We start from the raw sequence: 19,226 nt of genomic DNA on the forward strand, positions 1-19,226 counted from the left end.
TTAGTAATTTTTATTATTAATTAAGTATTAAGAGATTAATATTGTATTTCTATTTAAAATATCAAGGAGTTTTTAATGAAAATTAAATTACCATTTATCATTTTCATTTGCGGTATTTTTTATTCTGCAAATTTGGGTGCTTTAAGTTTAGTTGAAGAAGCTAAACAATCAGGTCTAGCTTCTTTGCCAAAAAATCAAAAAGAAATTGATGATATTTTGAAACAAAATGGTGTTAAAGCAAGTGCGTTTAGTATAGAAAAATCAGATCTTGGTAAAAAACTTTATTTTGATCCTAGGCTTTCTAAAAGTAGTATTATTTCCTGTAATACTTGCCATAATTTAGGTTTAGGTGGAACAGATGGTGTTTCTACAGCTATTGGACATAGATGGACTACTAATCCTCATCATTTAAATTCTCCGACTGTTTATAATTCTGTTTTAAATACAACTCAGTTTTGGGATGGTAGAGCTAAAACTTTAGCTGATCAAGCTAAGGGTCCTATCGAATCAGAAGCTGAAATGGCAACTCCTTCAAAACTTGCTGTAGAAAAAATTTCTTCTTTGCCTGAATATGTAGAAGAATTTAAAAAGATTTATGGAAAAAGTGGTGTAAATTTTGACAATATTGCTGATGCTATTGCAAATTTTGAAAGAACTTTAATTACTCCTTCTCGTTTTGATAAATTTTTAGATGGAGATGAAAAAGCTTTAAATGATAAAGAGAAAAAAGGTCTTAAACTTTTCCTTGATAAAGGTTGTGTTGCGTGTCATACAGGTGTAAATTTAGGTGGAAGTATGCAACCTTTCCAAGTTGCTGCTAAATATAAATTTGCAGATATTGGAGATTTTAAAGGCGATGCTAATGGTATGGTAAAAACTCCAACTTTAAGAAATGTAGCAGAGACTGCTCCTTATTTTCATAATGGTGCTATTTGGTCATTACAAGATGCCATAAAAGAAATGGGTAGCGTTCAACTTGGAATTAAAATTACAGATCAAGAAGCAAAAAGTATAGAAACTTTTTTACATTCTTTAACAGGTGAAAAACCAAAAATTATTTATCCTCAATTTCCAGCTTCTACTGGTAAAACTCCAAAACCACAACTTTAATTTTTTAAAACCCTTTTTTAAGGGTTTTTATTTAATATTCTTAATTTTCAATTTGTTATAATTGTTTCAAATTTTATTATAAGGTTTAAAATGGAACTTTTTGGAACAGATGGTGTTAGAGGAAAGGCGGGAGACTTTCTAGATTCTTTTTTGGCAATGCGTTTAGCAATGGCTGCTGGAATATACTTTAAAGATAAAAGTCTTACAAATAATATTTTAGTAGGAAAAGATACTAGAAGAAGTGGTTATATGATTGAGAATGCTATAGTTTCGGGACTTACCTCTATAGGCTATAATGTAATACAAATTGGACCTATGCCGACCCCTGCTATAGCTTTTTTAACTGAGGATATGCGTTGTGATGCTGGTATAATGATTTCAGCCTCTCATAATCCTTATTATGATAATGGTATTAAATTTTTTGATTCATTTGGCAATAAACTTAATGAAGAAGCAGAAAAAAAAATAGAAGAGATATATTTTAATAATGATTTAATTGAAAATGCAAGAGTTACCATGGGTGAAATTGGTCAAGCGAAAAGAATTGATGATGTAATTGGTCGTTATATTGTTTCTATTAAAAATTCTTTTCCTAAAAATTTAACTTTAAAATCATTACGTGTTATTTTAGATGTTGCTAATGGGGCTTCTTATAAAGTAGCTCCAACTGTGTTTAAAGAACTTGGTGCTGAAGTAATTGTAATTAATGATAAGCCAAATGGTTTAAATATAAATGAAAATTGTGGAGCATTGCATCCTATAAATTTAGCTGATGAAGTTAAAAGACTAAGGGCTGATGTAGGATTTGCTTTTGATGGAGATGCTGATCGTTTAGTTGTAGTTGATGAAAGAGGTGAGGTTGCTAATGGTGATAGTTTATTAGGTGTTTTAGCTTTATTTCTTAAAGAGCAAAATAAATTAAAATCAAGTGTAGTTGCAACCTCTATGAGTAATGGTGCATTGAAAGAGTTTTTAAATAAAAATGGTATAGATTTTCAAACTTGCAACGTTGGAGATAAATTTGTTCTTGAAAAATTAAAAGAATTAAAAGGAAATTTTGGCGGAGAGCAAAGTGGGCATATTATTTTTAGTGATTATGCAAAAACAGGAGATGGACTTATTGCAGCTTTGCAATTTAGTGCTTTGATGCTTACTAAAAAAAAGTCTGCTAGTGCAATTTTAGGGCAAATAAAACCTTATCCACAACTTCTAGTAAATTTAAAAATTTCAGAAAAAAAGAATTTAGAAAAAATAAAAGGTCTAAAAGAACTTATTGAAGAATTAAAAAATAAAAATATCAATGCTTTATTTAGATATTCAGGCACTGAAAATCTTATACGTTTGCTCTTGGAAGCTAAAGATGTTAAAAATTTAGAAAAAGAAATGAAAAATGTTGTTGCATTTTTTAAGAAAGCATTGAATGATTAATAAAATCAAATATCAAATTTTATTTTGGTTTAGTTTTATCATAGTTTTTATTTTTGATCAATGGTTTAAATCTTTAACCTTAAATGGTTTGCGTTATCAAAGTGAATATTTAGATCTTACTTTTGCTTTAAATACAGGCGTAGCTTTTTCTATGTTTAGTTTTTTAGAGCATTATCTTAAATATATTCATCTTTTTGTTATTGTTGTTTTATTAATTTATCTTTTTTATCAGAAAGTTTTTTTTAGAAAACATTTTATAGCTTTTGGAATAATACTAGGTGCAGGAAGTTCAAATTTGTTTGATCGCTTTGTTTATGGTGGTGTTGTCGATATGTTTTTTTGGCATAAATGGTTTGAATTTGCTATTTTTAATATTGCTGATGTAATGATTAATTTAGGGGTATTTTTAATTTTAATACAAGAAATTTTTATAAAAAAGGAAAAGAAATGATAGAATGGATTAATGAATATTATTCTTGGATAAAATGGATGCATTATTTAGCGTTTGTTTCTTGGATGGCTGGACTTTTTTATTTACCAAGACTTTTTGTTTATCACGCAGAAAACAAGGAAAATCAAGGTTTTGTTGAAGTTGTAAAAATTCAAGAGAAAAAACTTTATTTTGCCATTCAAACTCCTGCAATGATTGTGACTTTAATCACAGGAAGTTTAATGTTGCACGCTCATAAAGAAGTTTTAATGGTAGGATCTGGATATATGCACGTTAAACTTACTTGTGTTACCCTTTTAATTATTTTTCATATCCATAATTATTTTTGTTTAAAAGCTTTAGCGAATAATACTTCTAAGAAGAGTGGAAAATATTTTAGAGTTTATAATGAGTTTCCTACTATCATGTTTATCATTATTGCGTGGATGATAGTATTGCGTCCTTTTTAAGTTGTTTTATTGCTCTGTTTTAAATTCCATACTGGTGGAATTTAACGGATCAATATTTTCTTTCATTACATCAATAAAATTTTTGTTTTTTAGGCGTTCATCATCTCTAAAGACTGCACGTACAAGATCCATTCCTGTATAAAAATCTTTCATCAAGACAACAAAAAGATATTTGCCAAAATCAGTGCTATAAAAAGAATCATTTTCCTTATAAATTGCTTTACTTAATTTTAAACCCAAAAGTTCTATAAAAAGATCTTTTTCAAGGTTGCAATTTAAAGTTTTATTAAATTTATTTATTTCAATTTTTCCAGCAAAAATTTCTGTTAAAAAAACATATTTTATAATTTCTTTTTTATTGAAATAAGCTTTTGCTATATTGGCATTGCGTTGTTCTTTTATAAGTTTTGCATAATCATTCAAATTAAAAGCATTAATCAAAAGTTCACCTTCTAAAAAACTAAAAGCTCCACTACCAATGCCTAAATATTCATGATGAGAACTTACGTATTCATCATTTAAAGAATTTTTTTGCAAAGAAAAAGACCAGCTATTGTTTTGAACATAATTTTTTAAAGATTCTCGTATTATTTTATAAAATTCAAATTCATTGTCTTTAAAACTTATACCTAAACTTTTAGCAATATTATCTTTAGTAAGATTTGATTTCATTAAAGGATAAGTTGTAATTTGTTGAGGTGTTAAATTTTTTGCAATTTCTAGATCATTTAATAATTGTTCTTTAGTTTGCCCTGGAAAATTAAAAATTAAATCTATACTAAAAATAGGTAAAATTCCCAAAGCTTTAGATATTTTTTCTTGAAGTTCTTTTGAAGAGCCAAATTTGTTATATCTTGATATTTTTTTTAAAATATTATCGTCAAAACTTTGTATTCCACAACTTAAACGATCTATAAGACCTTTAAATAGAATTAATTTTTCAGGCTTTATATGATTTGGATCGCTCTCACAAGAGATTTCTTTAATAGAGAAAAGTTTTTTGCAAAGTTCTAAAGTTTTTAGAAGTTCTTCTTCGTTAATAAGCGTAGTTCCTCCACCAACATACAAAGAAGTAAAATCAAAACCTTGTTCTTTTATAATTTGAATTTCTTTACGCAAATTTTCAAAATAAGCTTTTGCCAAATTTTCATTATAATAATATTTATGAAAACTACAATAAGGGCAAAAAGTATGACAAAATGGTATATGCATATATAGCATATATTGCTTATGATTTTGCGGAAGTTTTTCTTTAGGTGTTTTTAAAAGCTCGACATTAAAACCTTGTCTTAAAGATTTTTCCATCATATTGTGAGAATATTTTAAAGCAAGATTTTGAAAAAAGTTCATGTTGTTCCTAAGATAAAATTTTAATAAAACTTTAACAGTTTTTATTTAACTAAGCGGTAAATTTTTTATTTTTTAACTAAAAAAAGATTTTAGCTAAAAAGATATAATGAGTAAAATAAAATCATTTAAAATTTAAATACTTTATTTAAATAAAGAGCTGATTTTAAATTTTATCTTTACTTTAATAAAATATTCCTAAAATAAGTTTTTATTTTTTAAGAATGTTAAATTAATTATAAACTAATATAGATTTTATTTATTTTTAGAGAATAGAAACTATTCTCTAAAAGACATATCTAAATTTTTTGAATCTTGTTCTATATTTTTACTTATATTTTCATTTTGCTCAAATCCGCCTCCAAAAGCTTTAATAACCTCTACTATAGAATTAGCATAAGAATATTTAGTGTTATTAAAGGCAATTGTAGCATTAAGCCAATTTTGACGTGCTTCTAAATAATCTTGTAAAGACATTTCACCTATATCATAACGTTCTTTGGCAATTTCATAAATTCTTTTATAAGATTGTTCGCTTGATTGTGCATTATCATATTGTAAGCGTATATTTTTTCTAGCTACTAAGGCATAGCGAATTTCTCCAAAAGCAGTAATTAGAGTATTTTGATAATTTATAAAGGCTTCATCTTTATTAAGTTTGACTAAATTTACATTCTGGTAAATTTCTCCCCAATGAAAAATAGGCATTGTAAAATTCCCGCCTATATTCCAAGTTTTGGATCCTCCATTTACAAGTGTATCTAAATCTCTACTTTCAAACCCTAATAATCCTGTTAAAGAAAGACTTGGTAAAAATGCTGTTCTAGCTACTCCAACAAGATAATTTTGTTGAATAAGTTTTTCTAAAGAAGAACCAATATCAGGACGTTGAAGTAAAATAGTGCTTGAAATCCCAGTTGGTATATTAAATTCTTTAAGATTAAAAGCTTGATAAGCTTGATCTTTATAGAGTATATCATTTAAATCATTTGAAGTTAAAATTTTTAAAGCTTTTAAATAATTTTCTTTATTTAATTTTGCTTCATTATATTGTAAAGCTATGCTTTCTAAGTTGGCTTTTGCTTGAGAGAGTTCATATTCTCCAACTGCACCTGCTTGAAATTTTTCATCATTAATTCTATAAATTTCTTTTGCAGAAGCGTATGCATCTTTAAGCGTATTTTCATTCTCGTATGCATTTGTAAAATTAAAATAAGCTTGGGCTGTACTTGAAATTATAGAAAGTCTTGCTGCTTCATAATCATATTCGCTTGCTTTAAAAGCTGATTTTGAAGCACGATATGTATCACGATATTTACCCCAAAGATCAAGCTCATAGCTTAAATTAAGTCCCATTTTAAAATCATTATTATAATTTACTTTTCCTGTTTGATTGCTAGGAGCATTTATAGAAGTTTTTCCACGACTTGCATCAGCACTTCCATCTAATTTTGGCAACAAGCTACTAAAATCTATGCCTAATTGAGCAGAAGCTTGCTCCATATGGATAAAAGCAAGCTTTAAATCGTTATTATTTTTAAGAGCTAAATCTATGAGTTTATTTAAATTCTCATCATCAAACTCTTTCCACCATTGACTTGAAATATTATTTTCTTTTGTAATATTTAATTGACTATTATCAATACTATAGTTTGCTTCTGGTATTTTTAAATTAGGGCTTAAAGAGCAAGCACTAAGAAAAAATAAGATAAAAAGATATAATAATTTTTTCATTTTATTTTACCTCTTTTTTTATCTAGCCATTCATTAAAACTTTCTAAAAGATAGAAAAATAATGGAACAAAAAATATTGCTAGCGTTGATGCTGCAATCATTCCTCCCACAAGTCCAGTCCCTAAGGCGTGTCTTGAAGCACTTCCTGCACCACTAGCAAAAATCATTGGTAAAACTCCAAAAGTAAATGCTAAAGAAGTCATAACAATAGGTCTAAATCTCAATTTAGCTGCATTAATGGCTGCTTCAAAAATGCTTTTTCCTTTTTTTAAGCGCTCTTCCATTGCAAATTCTATAATTAAAATAGCGTTTTTAGCAGAAAGTCCTATTAAAAGTAAAAGTCCTGTTTGAAAGTATATATCGTTGTCAAATCCTCTAAGTGCTACAAGTAAAAAGGAGCCAAAAACTGCAAAAGGAACAGCTGTGATAACAGCAAGTGGCATTAACCATCTTTCATATTGCGCTGCTAAGATTAAAAATACAAACACCATACCTAAAACAAAAGCATATGCTCCAGTTCCTTTAGAACTTACTTCTTGATAAGCCGATCCTGACCAAGCGATAGAATACTCATCTCCTAGACTTTGTTTTGCTACTTCAGCAATAGCATTAATAGCTTGTCCTGAGGTATATCCTGGAGCAGGATCTCCTTGAATTAAAGCTGCTGGGAAAAGATTAAATCTTTTTACATCATCAGGACCTGCAGTTCTTACAAGACTCAAGAATGAATTTAAAGGGATCATTTGATTATCGCTTGATCTTACATAGATATTTTTCAATGCATCTTGAGTATTTCTAAAGTCTCCTAAAGCTCTAATATTTACTTGGAAATTTTTACCCAACATAGGAAAATCATTAACATAATATGTTCCTATAGTTGCACTGATTGTGTTAAAAACATCTTGCATGCTAAGATTATAATATTTCATTTTATCCCTATCGATGATAAGTTTATATTGTGGAAAACTTGTATCAAGGGTAGTTCTTACATTAGCAAGTTCTTTTCTTGTTCTTGCAAGTTCAAGCATTTTATTAATATCTTGTTGTATAGCATCATAATCTTTACCGCTCTTATTTTGAGCATACATTTCAAAGCCACCTGTTAAACTAAGACCTGGTATTGGTGGTGGATTTAAAAAATAACTTAATGCATTTCTATCTGCTGCATATTGTTTAAATAATTGTGCGATCAATTGATTAGAACTTTCTTCTCTTTGGCTCCAATCTTTAAGTTTGAAAAATACTGCTGCAGCATTTTCTTTTAAAGAACTTGTAAATAAATCAAATCCTACAAGAGAAACACTTGATTCAATGCTTTCTATTTGAGTAGCATTTTGATTGATTTTATCAACTTCTTCAATAGTTCTATGTATAGATGATCCAGAAGGAAGATTGATAATGCTCATAATAACCCCTTGATCTTCAGAAGGAACTAAAGAACTTGGAACAATTTTATAAAGATAGAAAATAGATCCTATCATAATGAAAAATATAAGCACAAAACGAATGGTTCTTTTTAGTATATAAGCGACACCACTGCTAAATACAGAAGTACTCCAGTCAAAAAAGTCATTAAATTTTTGAACAAAATAAAAAGGTTTGCCTTCATTTCTTGTTAAAAATAAAGCAGATAAAGAAGGGGTAAGTGTTAGAGCGACAAATCCTGAAATAGCAACAGAAATTGCTAAAGTAAGAGCAAATTGTCTTTGAATTTCTCCTACAAATCCTGAAATAAAAGAAACAGGTATAAAAACAGCACACAATACAAGAACGATAGAGATAACAGGCGAGCTTACTTCATTCATTGCTTGAATTGCTGCATCTTTAACTGAAATATCAGGATTTTCATGAAGAATTCTATCAATATTTTCAACAACTATAATAGCATCATCTACAACAATTCCAATGGCCAAAACAAGAGCAAAAAGTGTTAAAAGATTGATACTAAAGCCTAAAAGATAAAGTATGGCAAAAGTTCCTAGTAAAGAAACAGGAACTGCTATCATAGGAATGATAGTTGATCTAAAATTTTTTAAGAAAAGATACATTACAACAAGAACTAATACTAAAGCTTCAACGAAAGTTTTAATAACTTCTTTGATAGAAGCTTTAACAAATATAGTTGTATCATAAGGAGTTCTATATTTTAAACCTTCTGGAAAATTTTTAGAAAGTTCTTGCATTCTTTCTTCAACAAGTTTTGCAGTATTTACAGCATTTGCTCCTGATTGCAAATTAATCATAATTGGAACAGCTGAGCTTGTATCTGAACGACCCGTAGAATTATATTGTTTTGCTCCTATTTCTACTTGTGCTACATCTTTAATTCTTAGAAAAGAATTATCTTCATTTACTCTTAAAATAATATTTTCAAATTCTTGTGGAGTTTGAAGTCTTCCTTGCATAGTGATAGTAAGAACTTGAGGTGATTTATTGACCACAGGTTCTTCTCCGATTTTTCCTGTAGCGTATTGTGCATTTTGATCGTTTATTGCACTTATAACATCATTTGCAGTGACACCAAATTTATTTAATAAATCAGGTTTTAACCAAATTCTCATTGAATAGTCTTTTTCGCCTATTGCAGAGACATTTCCAACACCTGGGACTCTTTTTAATTCATCTAAGATATTTAAAGAAACATAATTATAAATATCTATATCACTCATCGAGCCATCTTCTGAATATACAGAAAGTACCTCAAGTATTGTAGAAGAGGATTTTCTAACAGTGACTCCAAGTTTTTTTACAGCTTCCGGAAGTTTGGCTGTTGCTTCTGAAATTCTGTTATTTACATCAATTGTTGCTTGATCTGGATTGGTTCCTATATCAAAATAAACAGTTAATTTCATTTGTCCTGGAGAACTTGTAGAATCCATATAAATCATATTTTCCACACCATTAATTGCATCTTCAATAGGTGTTGCAACCGTTGATGCAATAGTTCTAGCATCTGCTCCTGTATAAGTAGCGCTTACTTGAACGGTTGGCGGAGTTAAAGAAGGGTATTGTTCTACTGGTAGATTTACTAAACCAATAGCTCCAGCGATTGAAATTATTATAGCGACTACAGAGGCAAATATAGGTCTTTCTATAAAAAATTTAGAAAACATTATTTGCTCCCAACTTCTTGAACATCAGAGCCTATACGAATTTTTTTGAAATTATCTAAAATAACTTTATCATTATCTTTAAGCCCTGAACTAATAATGGCATATTCATTATCTTGATAGCTTATATGAACTGGAGTTTTGGTTACTTTGTTGTTAACTATAGTATAAACATAAACTTCATTTTGGTTTTGCATTATCGCACTTTGAGGAATTTTATAGCCATTTTTTTGAATAAAACCTTCAGATGTGATATTTGCAAAAGTTCCTGGAAGTAAAGTGGAGTTATTGTTGTCAAAAATGGCTTTAGCTTTTACACTTCCACTTTTAGAATCAATTACAGAATCAATAAAATATAATTTTCCTTGTTTGATTTCTCCATTGACATTTAAGATAGCGTGAATATTATCAAGTTCCCATTTTCCAGTCTGTATATTGCGATTAAGATTTAATTTATCTGTATCAGAGATATAAAAATCAGCATAAATTGGATTAAGATTTGTAACACGAACAAGCTCTGTAGTGCTTGCACTAACAAAATCTCCTATATTAATCAATGCATCACCTATTACACCATCAAATGGAGCAACAATTTGAGTATAATTTAAATCAATTTTAGCACTAGCTAAATCTGCTCTTGCACTTGTAAGATTAGCCTTAGCACTATCAAAATTTGCTAAAGAAGTATCATACTCTTTTTGAGAAATGGCCTTTTTTTCAAATAAGATTTTATTTCTTTCATAGTCTTTAGAAGCACTATCAAAATTTGCTTTTGCTGTTAAAACTTTTCCATAAGCAGAATTTACATTTGCTTCAAATTTATCAGGCTCGATTAAAAAAAGTTTTTGACCCTTTTTTACAAGATCTCCGGCCTTAAAGTATTTTTCAACTATGACCCCACTTACTTGAGGTTTGATAATTACATCATAATCACTTACCAATTTTGTAGGATAGGTAAATTTTAAAGGTAAATCTTCACCTTTAACACTCATAGCGCTTACAGGTTGTGCTGGCATAGCCATTTTTGGAGTTTCTTTTTCGTTGCAAGCACTAATAAAAATTGCAATACTTAAAATTAGAAAAATATTCTTTTTTAAAATCATTATTCCTCCTTATTTAAATTTAACAATCTTTTAAATCAAAACTTTTATTATAACTTTTAATTATTAACTTTAAATTAATAACTACTTTAGTCTGTATATTGCGATTAAGATTTAATTTATCTGTATCAGAGATATAAAAATCAGCATAAATTGGATTAAGATTTGTAACACGAACAAGCTCTGTAGTGCTTGCACTAACAAAATCTCCTATATTAATCAATGCATCACCTATTACACCATCAAATGGAGCAACAATTTGAGTATAATTTAAATCAATTTTAGCACTAGCTAAATCTGCTCTTGCACTTGTAAGATTAGCCTTAGCACTATCAAAATTTGCTAAAGAAGTATCATACTCTTTTTGAGAAATGGCCTTTTTTTCAAATAAGATTTTATTTCTTTCATAGTCTTTAGAAGCACTATCAAAATTTGCTTTTGCTGTTAAAACTTTTCCATAAGCAGAATTTACATTTGCTTTATAGCCTTTGACATTGATTATTGATTTTTAGGATAAATAAAAATGGTTTTCCTATGAACAAAGATTTTATCATTATCAACAGCATAAGCTTTAATTGTAATAGGGATAATGATATCTTTTTGAGTATGGGAATTTAAATTTTTTTTAGCTTTTAATGCTACAATTTTTTTTATTTTTTCTCCTGCTTCAAGTTTAAAAGCTTTTTTAGGTCTTATAATTTCTATGTCAGTATTTAAACTACCATTTTCTTCTTCTAATGTAAAATAATATTTATGTGCTTGATTATCAGTATTTTGAAATAAAAATGTATAAGCATTAGTTATTTCTAATTTTCCATTTTTATTATCAATGCTATAAAGTTCGCTATTGCGATTAATATTTAAAAGCATCTTTTCTTTTTTGCTACCTGTGATAATTAATAAAACTAAAATAATTAAAAGAACTATTAAATAACCAATAGTTTTAAATCTTAAAAATTTAACCTTACTTTTAGTTTTCATAGCTTCTATACTTGTCCATTCTATAAGACTTGGACGATTAAATTTGTTTTGAATTTTAGAGCAAGCATCAGCACATTCAAGGCAATTAATGCATTCAAGTTGCATTCCTTTACGTATATCAATATGTGTAGGGCAAATATCAACACAAGCTTCACATCCTATACAATCTCCTTGTGGAGGTTTTTTATAAAGTTTAATTTTATCCTTATAGATTATTCCTCCTCTTTTCTCATCATAAATTACTTGCATTGTATTATGATCAAACATAACAGATTGAATTCTTGCATAAGGACAAACATAAATACAAAATTTCTCAGCCCACCAAGTTATATCAAAAGTTAAAAATAAAGAAACAAAAAATAAAATTCCAACTAAAAGTAAGTGTTCTTGAGGATTTTTTAAATAATTAAAAAATATTTCAGGAGGCACAAAATACCATAAAAAATTACTTACTGCTATTAAAGAAATCATATAAAAAATTAAAATTCCAAAAATTTTTTTAATAAAGTTTTTAGGATATTCTTTTTGTTTGTTGTTTATATTTTTGCGGATTTTAAGGAGTTTTGTTTGAATTAAATCTCTATAAATAACACGAAATAATGTTTGAGGACAACTCCAAGCACACCAAATTCTACCTGCTAAAGTTGTTATAAAAAATATTCCTATAAAAAGAAACATTAATATAAAAGGCATAAGATAAAGTTCTTGAGTATCAAAAGATATGAAAAATAAATTAAGTTTCTCATTTATAAAATCAAGAAGAAAAAAATGATTATTATTGATTTTAATAAATGGCAAAATGAAAATAATTAAAGTAATAATAAAATATGTTATATAACGTCTTTTTGTATAATGTGTGATATATTGCATATAAATTCCTAAAAATTATGTAAATTTTGGATGGATTTTTGATTTTAATTTTAATTGAAGGATTATAACTTCTAAAAAATAATTTAAGCTTAAAGTTTTATTTAGTAATTTTTGCATAAAATTACAAGCCAAAAATATTTTTATGAAAGGTGGTGAGGGTAGTGCCAGGAATTAAGGTGCATCCTAACGAGTCTTTTGATGAAGCATATCGCAAGTTTAAAAAGCAAGTGGATAGAAATCTTATTGTAACTGAAGTAAGAGCAAGAAGATTTTTTGAACCTATGACTGAAATTCGTAAAAAACAAAAAATTTCAGCACGCAAAAAAATGCTTAAAAAACTTTATATGTTAAGACGCTACGAATCAAGACTTTAAAATCAAAGGCCTTTTTGGCTTTTGATTAACTATATAATAAATTTAACACTATAAAATACTCTAAACTTATTAATAATTTTTATAACTATCTATTAAATTTGAAATTTATCATAAAAATTTTGTTAAAATTTTAAAAATTTTTAAACAATTTAAGGATTTTATATGAAGCATATTAAAAAGATAATCGAAATTAGCGTAATAGGGGGATTGAGTGTAATTTCTCTAGGAGCTTTAAGTGGTTGTAATTCAAATCAAAATGATTCTTTAGCTCAGACACAAGCACAAGAAGGTGCTTTTGTAATCATAGAAGAAATAGCACCAAATCAATATAAAATTAAAGATCAATATCCTAGCAATGAAACAAGAGTTATTTTAAAAGAATTAAATGGAACTGAAAGAATTTTAAGCAAAGAAGAAATGGATGCTTTGATCAAAGAAGAAGCCGCTAAAATTGATAATGGAACATCAAATTTAACTAAAGATAATGCTCAAATAAGTAGCGGGGGATTATCTTTGGGTGAAACTTTACTTGCTAGCGCAGCTGGAGCTATACTTGGAAGCTGGATAGGATCAAAACTTTTTAACAATTCTAATTTTGCTAATCAGCAAAGAGGAGCTTTTACTAATCAAAGTGCGTATCAAAGGAGTGTAAATAGCTTTAATCAAGCAAATTCAGCTAAAGCTGGAAATTCTGGTAAATCTGGTTTTTTTGGAAGTAATTCTAAAGCAAATTCTCAAACAAGTTTTGGATCTTAAGGGTAAAAATGAAATTATTAAAAGTAGAAAAACTAAAAAAAGATTATTTAGAAAGTATGGGTTTTTCTTGGCATACTGATTCTGATGGAAGCGATTATATAAGTGATGAGTTAGTATGTATAACACCAAATGAAGCTAATGCATATTATGAAGCTGCAAATGAGCTTTATGATATGTTTATAGCAGCAGCTCAAAATGTTATAGATAATGATCGTTTTGATGAATTAGCCATTCCTTTTAATCTTAGGGATATCATTAAAATTAGTTGGGAAAATGAAGTTCATTGGCATTTATATGGCAGATTTGATTTTGCTGGTGGTATTGATGGAAAGCCTATAAAATTATTAGAATTTAATGCTGATACTCCTACTATGCTTTTTGAAAGTGCTATTTTGCAATGGGCTTTACTTAAGCAAAATAATATGGATGAAAGATCTCAGTTTAATAATATCTATGAAGCTTTAATGGATAATTTTAAAAGACTTATTACTTTAAATGATGATCCTAACTCTTTTGAAGAATATTATCAGGGTTGGAAAATTCTTTTTTCTAGTATTGCTAGTAATCAAGAAGAAGTTATTACAACAAAATTACTTGAACATATTGCAAAAGAAGCAGGATTTCATACACATTTTGCCTATGTTGATGAGGTTGAATTTAACGAAAATGAAGGAATTTTTAAAGACGGGCAAAATTATGAGTATTGGTTTAAGCTTATTCCTTGGGAAGATATAGCTATAGAAGAAGGAGAACTTGCTGCACTTTTAACACAAATTATGAAAAATCAAAAAGCTATTATTTTAAATCCTGCTTATACTTTACTTTTTCAAAGTAAAGGCATTATGAAAATTTTATGGGAGCTTTATCCAAATCATCCTTTACTTTTAGAGACAAGTGATAAGCCTTTAAATAACAAATCTTATGTTAAAAAACCTATTTTTGGTAGAGAAGGTGCAAATATTAGTATAGTAAAAGATGGTAAAGTAATTTGTGAAAATCAAGGTCCTTATCAAAATAATTTTATTTATCAAGAATATGTAAAATTAAATGAACATAATGAAAAATATTATCAAGCGGGAGTATTTTTTGCTTATGAGGGTTGTGGTTTAGGCTTTAGAAAAGGTTCTATGATATTAGATAATAGCTCTAAATTTGTAGGACATATTATCGAGGAATAAAATGAAAATTGTATGTTTAGATGCTAAAACTTTAGGCAATTATGATTTGTCTATTTTTAATGATTTTGGTGAGTTTAAATCTTATGAAACCACTAAAAAAGATGAGGTAATTGAAAGATTAAAAGAAGCAGATGTTGCAATGATTAATAAAATTATCATTGATAAAGAAGTAATTGATAATACAAATTTAAAACTTATTTTAGAAACAGCAACAGGAGTAAATAATATTGATGTTGCTTATGCTAATTCTAAAGGTATTAAAGTTAAAAATGTTGAAGCTTATTCAACTAAAAGTGTAGTGCAACATACTTTTGCTTTGCTTTTTTCTTTTTTAAATCAAATTATTTATTATGATAAGTGGTGTAAAGAACAAAAGTGGATAAAAAGTCCTATATTTACAGATTTTAGTAAAATTTTACATTCTTTAGAAGGTAAAAAATATGGCATTATAGGACTTGGAACTATAGGAAAAGAAGTAGCTAAGATTGCAAATTCTTTTGGAGCTGATGTTTGTTATTATTCTACTTCAGGACTTAATCACAATAATGATTATATTTCTTTAGATTTGGATACATTATTAAGCACTTGTGATATTATTAGTATTCATGCTCCTTTAAACGATAAGACTTATAATTTAATTGATTATGAAAAAATGAAACTTTTAAAAGATGATGCTATTTTGATTAATGTTGGTAGAGGTGGGATTATCAATGAACAAGATTTAGCAAAGATTATAGATGAAAAAGGAATTCGTGTAGGGCTTGATGTATTGGAAAAAGAGCCAATGATACAAGATCATCCACTTTTAAAAATTAAAAATATACAAAATTTAATTCTTACTCCACATATTGCTTGGGCAAGCGAGGAGGCTATAAATAATCTAATGAAAAAAGTATATGAAAATCTTAAAGAATGGATCGAAAATGGCAAGTGAGCATAGTTTTGATATTACAGCTGCAATTGATAAGCAAGAACTTAAAAATGCTTTTGAACAAGCAAAAAAAGAGCTTGATACGCGTTATGATTTAAAAGGTATAAAAACAGAAATTGAATTTAGTGAAAAAGAAAATATTTTTAAATTAAGTTCCTCAAGTGAGGCAAAACTTGATGTTTTAAAAGATATCTTAATCTCTAAACTTATTAAAAGAAATATTAATTCTAACGCGATTAAAGAGCTTTCAAAAGAAAATGGGGCAATGTATCGTTTAAATTTAAAAGTAAATGATAGTATAGATAGTGAAAGTGCTAAAAAAATCAATAAAGCTATAAAAGATAGCAAACTTAAAGTAAATTCTAGCATACGAGGCGATGAAATTCGCGTAGTTTCAAAACAAATTGATGATTTGCAAAGTGTGATGCGTTTAGTAAAAAATCTTAATTTAGAGCTTAATTTAACTTTTAAGAATTTAAAATAATGAATAAAATATATTTTCTTATCATTTTATTTTTTTTAAATGCTTGTTCTATAAAAACTTACGAGGCAAATACTAAAAGCGTAATGATTAATTTTAATTCTCCTCTTGTGCGTATTCAAGATGCAGGTTTTTTAGAGCAAAATGGCAAAATGACTTATTTAGAAGTTTATAAATTGGGTCAGGCTTTTTTTAGAATTAAAATAGAAGATAAAATTTGTTTAAATGAAATTTGTTATGATAAAAAGCTTTTTAATAAAAAATTTTTTAAAAATTCTTTTTATGATGATTTTTTAGAGGATATTTTAAAAAATAGACCTTTGTTTAATGCTAAAAACTTGCAAAAACAAGATTGTGGTTTTAAGCAATCAATCAAAGGATTAGATTATGATATCATTTATGAGGTTTGCAATAATCAAACATTTTTTTTAGATAAATTAAATAAAACAAAAATTACAATTCAAAAGCTTGATTAAATTCTTAAGGAAATTTATGTTAGATCTTAAAGAGTTTTTAAATACAAAAGATATAGAAAAAACAAAGCTTTATCAAAAGCTCAAATGCTCTAAAAATGAAGCTTTAATTTTAAAAGAACTTTGTAAAAATTATGTTATTTCTATATCAAGTATTAACGCTTTTTCTCTATTAAGTGGAATTTTTAAACAAGAAAAATATGCTTATTTAGATGCTTTAGAAGATCTAAAAAAACTTTTAGAAAGAGGATTTATCGCTCAAAGTTTAAATTTTTTAAAAAGCTCTAGAGTGAGTAAGCTTTCTAATTCAAAATTAAATCTTTTACAAAGTGATATTAGTTTAAGTGAGTATTTTTTAGATTTTTTAGAGGATAAGCCTAAATTAAAACTTGACAAAAAAGATCCTTATGAGAATTTTTTAGAATATTTAAAAGATGAGTTTTATAAAATCGAGCTTTATGAGAAACTAAGTTTTATTAAACTTAATTCTTATAATCTTGAGCTTAAAAATCAAATTAAGGAATTTGAAAAACACATTAAAGATCGTTTAAAGCTAAGTAAATTTTATAATGTTTTAGCTGATATTTTTAAAGAAAATAAACTAAATCATAAAGAACAGATTTTATTTTTAGCACTTTTAAAAGAAGAATATGCCTTAACAAATGAAAATTCTAGTTTAAGAGAATTTAATTTTTTACTTTCTTTGATTAGTGAAAATGATTTAGACAAAAGAACTAATAAAAAGTTTTTAGAAGAGGGTTCAAGACTTATTGATCTTGATTTAATCGAATATGATGAGTATCTACAAGATTTTGGAGAGCTCGCAAAGAGTTTTTTTATCAGTGATAAAATTTTGCAAAGAATTGTAAATTTTGAACCAAAACAAAATAAAAAAATTAAATTAGAAAGTGTCTTAAAAGAGCAAGATATTTTTGAACTTATAGAGCCAAATACTGATATAAACGATATTATAATGCCTAAGCAAACTAAAGAGCTTTTAGATACCATTTTAAAACAACAAGATAAGAAGGTTTTAGAAAGACTCACTAAATGGGGTATTAAGACAAGCAAGAATATCGAAGCAAAAATCATTTTTTATGGTCCAGCTGGAACGGGTAAAACTATGTCAGCTCTTTCTTTAGCTAAATCAATGAAAAAATCGGTTCTTAGTTTTGATTGTTCTAAGATTTTAAGTAAATGGGTTGGAGAAAGCGAGCAAAATGTAAGAAAAATTTTTGATACTTATAAAAATATCACTCAAACTTGTAATCAAAATCCTATACTTTTACTTAATGAGGCTGATCAGTTTTTAAGCACAAGGATAGAAAGCAGTAGCGGAAGTGATAAAATGCATAATCAAATGCAAAATATTTTTTTAGAGCAAATAGAGAAATTTAATGGGGTAATCATTGCAACAACAAATTTTTTAGAAAGTTTAGATAGTGCGTTTTCAAGAAGATTTGATTATAAGATTGAATTTAAAAAGCCAGATTTTGAAGATAGACTTAAAATTTGGAAGAAATTTTTACCTAAAAATGCTGAATTTGATAAAGAATTTGATGAAAAAATTTTAGCAAATTATGAATTAAGTGGAGCACAAATTTTAATGGTAGTAAAAAATACTGCTTTAAAAGCTGCAGTTTCTAAAGAAGGAATTTTTAAAATGAAAGATTTTTTAGAAAATATACAAAAAGAATTTAATTCTAGTTTTGATAAAACAAAGATAGTAGGCTTAATCTAATAAAAATTTTATATATAAAATATTAGATAAGCTCACCCTCTAAGTTCTAAAACAAATTTATCTTCTTTATCTTTAAAGGTAAAAACCTTTTCTTTACAAGGATAAGAAATAGAGTTTTCTCTCATAAAAGATTTTCTATTTTTTAATTTTTCTAATACTATAGGTAATTCTTGTCTAAATAAAGCTTTATCAGTCATTCTTAATCCGTGTTCTAAACTTTTAATTAATTTTCCATCTATTTGATCTTCACTCTCTATTAAATGTAAAGTTGTATCAAAGCCTAGGTTTTTATAAAAATCATAAAGACATTTTTTACTATCAGCAGTTTTAAATTCATCTTTTAGACTATGGTAAGAAGTATAAATAATATTTTTATTTTTTTCATTTTGCAAAAGAAGATGATCTTTATTAAGCAAAGCTCTTATCATATAGTTTTCATCACCAAAATAAAAAGGAGAGTTAATATCTCTTGTCCAAAAAGTTTTAACATAAGTTTGTATAAAGGTATTTGGATCATTAAAAGTATAATCAGAAATTCCAAATTCTCTACCTAAAATAGAAGCTAAATTAGGAAAAGCTCCTCCTGAATTATCAACCACCCCATCCACATACCAAGGAGCAATCTTAGCTATAAGTAAGGATAAGTATCCACCATAAGACCCCCCCCCGTAAATTTTAGGTAAATTTGTAAATTCAGGATAGTTTTTAACTA

General features: G+C 27.3%; 17 protein-coding genes and 1 pseudogene. 11 read left to right on the forward strand and 7 right to left on the reverse strand.

Going from position 1 to position 19,226, the window contains the following annotated elements:
• The first annotated feature begins 75 nt into the window (after nt 1–75).
• The 4 genes and pseudogenes from JG676_RS03875 to hemJ all read left to right on the forward strand — a co-directional run bounded on the left by JG676_RS03875 (nt 76) and on the right by hemJ (nt 3,438).
• The gene (locus JG676_RS03875; protein ID WP_200217358.1) at nt 76–1,110 is read left to right on the forward strand and encodes a cytochrome-c peroxidase; all 1,035 of its coding nucleotides are present in this window, start codon (nt 76–78) and stop codon (nt 1,108–1,110) included.
• Nucleotides 1,111–1,200: 90 nt separating this feature from the next.
• Nucleotides 1,201–2,538 carry a phosphoglucosamine mutase gene (gene glmM, locus JG676_RS03880; protein WP_200217359.1) on the forward strand — a complete coding sequence of 446 codons (1,338 nt, stop codon included), beginning with the start codon at nt 1,201–1,203 and terminating at the stop codon, nt 2,536–2,538.
• Nucleotides 2,531–3,002 (forward strand): annotated as a pseudogene (lspA, locus tag JG676_RS03885) (signal peptidase II). Before glmM ends, lspA begins: the two are co-directional and overlap by 8 nt.
• The gene (hemJ, locus tag JG676_RS03890; RefSeq protein ID WP_200217361.1) at nt 2,986–3,438 is read left to right on the forward strand and encodes a protoporphyrinogen oxidase HemJ; all 453 of its coding nucleotides are present in this window, start codon (nt 2,986–2,988) and stop codon (nt 3,436–3,438) included. The pseudogene lspA and the gene hemJ overlap by 17 nt, the downstream one beginning before the upstream one ends.
• 6 nt (nt 3,439–3,444) lie before the next feature.
• Here the strand turns inward: hemJ and JG676_RS03895 are convergent, their stop codons facing one another.
• From JG676_RS03895 to ccoG, 6 genes are all read right to left on the reverse strand, one after another.
• The gene (locus tag JG676_RS03895) at nt 3,445–4,788 is read right to left on the reverse strand and encodes a coproporphyrinogen III oxidase family protein (protein WP_200217362.1); all 1,344 of its coding nucleotides are present in this window, start codon (nt 4,786–4,788) and stop codon (nt 3,445–3,447) included.
• 276 nt (nt 4,789–5,064) lie between these two features.
• Nucleotides 5,065–6,519 carry a multidrug efflux transporter outer membrane subunit CmeC gene (gene cmeC, locus JG676_RS03900; RefSeq protein WP_200217363.1) on the reverse strand — a complete coding sequence of 485 codons (1,455 nt, stop codon included), beginning with the start codon at nt 6,517–6,519 and terminating at the stop codon, nt 5,065–5,067.
• Entirely contained in the window at nt 6,516–9,632 is a 3,117-nt protein-coding gene (locus JG676_RS03905; protein WP_200217364.1) for an efflux RND transporter permease subunit, read from the reverse strand. Before JG676_RS03905 ends, cmeC begins: the two co-directional genes overlap by 4 nt.
• Nucleotides 9,632–10,732: an efflux RND transporter periplasmic adaptor subunit gene (locus tag JG676_RS03910; RefSeq protein WP_210328639.1), complete on the reverse strand. Its 1,101-nt coding sequence runs from the start codon at nt 10,730–10,732 to the stop codon at nt 9,632–9,634. Before JG676_RS03910 ends, JG676_RS03905 begins: the two co-directional genes overlap by 1 nt.
• 19 nt (nt 10,733–10,751) lie before the next feature.
• Nucleotides 10,752–11,231, reverse strand: a complete 480-nt coding sequence (locus JG676_RS03915) for an efflux RND transporter periplasmic adaptor subunit (RefSeq protein ID WP_200217372.1) — start codon at nt 11,229–11,231, stop codon at nt 10,752–10,754.
• Nucleotides 11,228–12,580, reverse strand: a complete 1,353-nt coding sequence (gene ccoG / locus JG676_RS03920; protein WP_200217365.1) for a cytochrome c oxidase accessory protein CcoG — start codon at nt 12,578–12,580, stop codon at nt 11,228–11,230. Before ccoG ends, JG676_RS03915 begins: the two co-directional genes overlap by 4 nt.
• 161 nt (nt 12,581–12,741) lie before the next feature.
• Between ccoG and rpsU the strand changes: the two genes are divergently transcribed.
• The 7 genes from rpsU (at nt 12,742) to JG676_RS03955 (ending at nt 18,514) form a co-directional block, all read left to right on the forward strand.
• A complete protein-coding gene (gene rpsU / locus JG676_RS03925) occupies nt 12,742–12,954 on the forward strand; it encodes a 30S ribosomal protein S21 (protein WP_200170031.1) in 213 nt (70 codons plus the stop codon).
• A 162-nt stretch (nt 12,955–13,116) separates the two neighbouring features.
• Complete coding sequence (locus tag JG676_RS03930; protein WP_200170030.1) at nt 13,117–13,710, forward strand: UPF0323 family lipoprotein; 594 nt, start codon at nt 13,117–13,119, stop codon at nt 13,708–13,710.
• A gap of 8 nt (nt 13,711–13,718) precedes the next feature.
• Complete coding sequence (locus JG676_RS03935; RefSeq protein WP_200170029.1) at nt 13,719–14,888, forward strand: glutathionylspermidine synthase family protein; 1,170 nt, start codon at nt 13,719–13,721, stop codon at nt 14,886–14,888.
• Between the two features lies 1 nt (nt 14,889).
• Nucleotides 14,890–15,822 (forward strand): D-2-hydroxyacid dehydrogenase, encoded by a 933-nt coding sequence (locus tag JG676_RS03940; RefSeq protein WP_200170028.1) that lies wholly within the window; start codon nt 14,890–14,892, stop codon nt 15,820–15,822.
• Nucleotides 15,812–16,303 carry a YajQ family cyclic di-GMP-binding protein gene (locus tag JG676_RS03945; protein ID WP_200217366.1) on the forward strand — a complete coding sequence of 164 codons (492 nt, stop codon included), beginning with the start codon at nt 15,812–15,814 and terminating at the stop codon, nt 16,301–16,303. Before JG676_RS03940 ends, JG676_RS03945 begins: the two co-directional genes overlap by 11 nt.
• A complete protein-coding gene (locus JG676_RS03950; RefSeq protein ID WP_200170026.1) occupies nt 16,303–16,776 on the forward strand; it encodes a hypothetical protein in 474 nt (157 codons plus the stop codon). The genes JG676_RS03945 and JG676_RS03950 overlap by 1 nt, the downstream gene beginning before the upstream one ends.
• Before the next feature lie 16 nt (nt 16,777–16,792).
• Nucleotides 16,793–18,514 (forward strand): ATP-binding protein, encoded by a 1,722-nt coding sequence (locus JG676_RS03955; RefSeq protein ID WP_200217367.1) that lies wholly within the window; start codon nt 16,793–16,795, stop codon nt 18,512–18,514.
• 32 nt (nt 18,515–18,546) lie between these two features.
• On the opposite strand, the gene JG676_RS03960 is transcribed toward JG676_RS03955, so the two are convergent.
• Nucleotides 18,547–19,226, reverse strand: a 680-nt coding sequence (locus JG676_RS03960) for a DUF2920 family protein (RefSeq protein WP_200217368.1), incomplete at its 5' end; no start/stop codon positions are given.

Origin of the sequence: Campylobacter sp. 2018MI34 (genome assembly GCF_016598975.1) — a bacterium.
Taxonomy (GTDB): Bacteria; Campylobacterota; Campylobacteria; order Campylobacterales; family Campylobacteraceae; genus Campylobacter_D.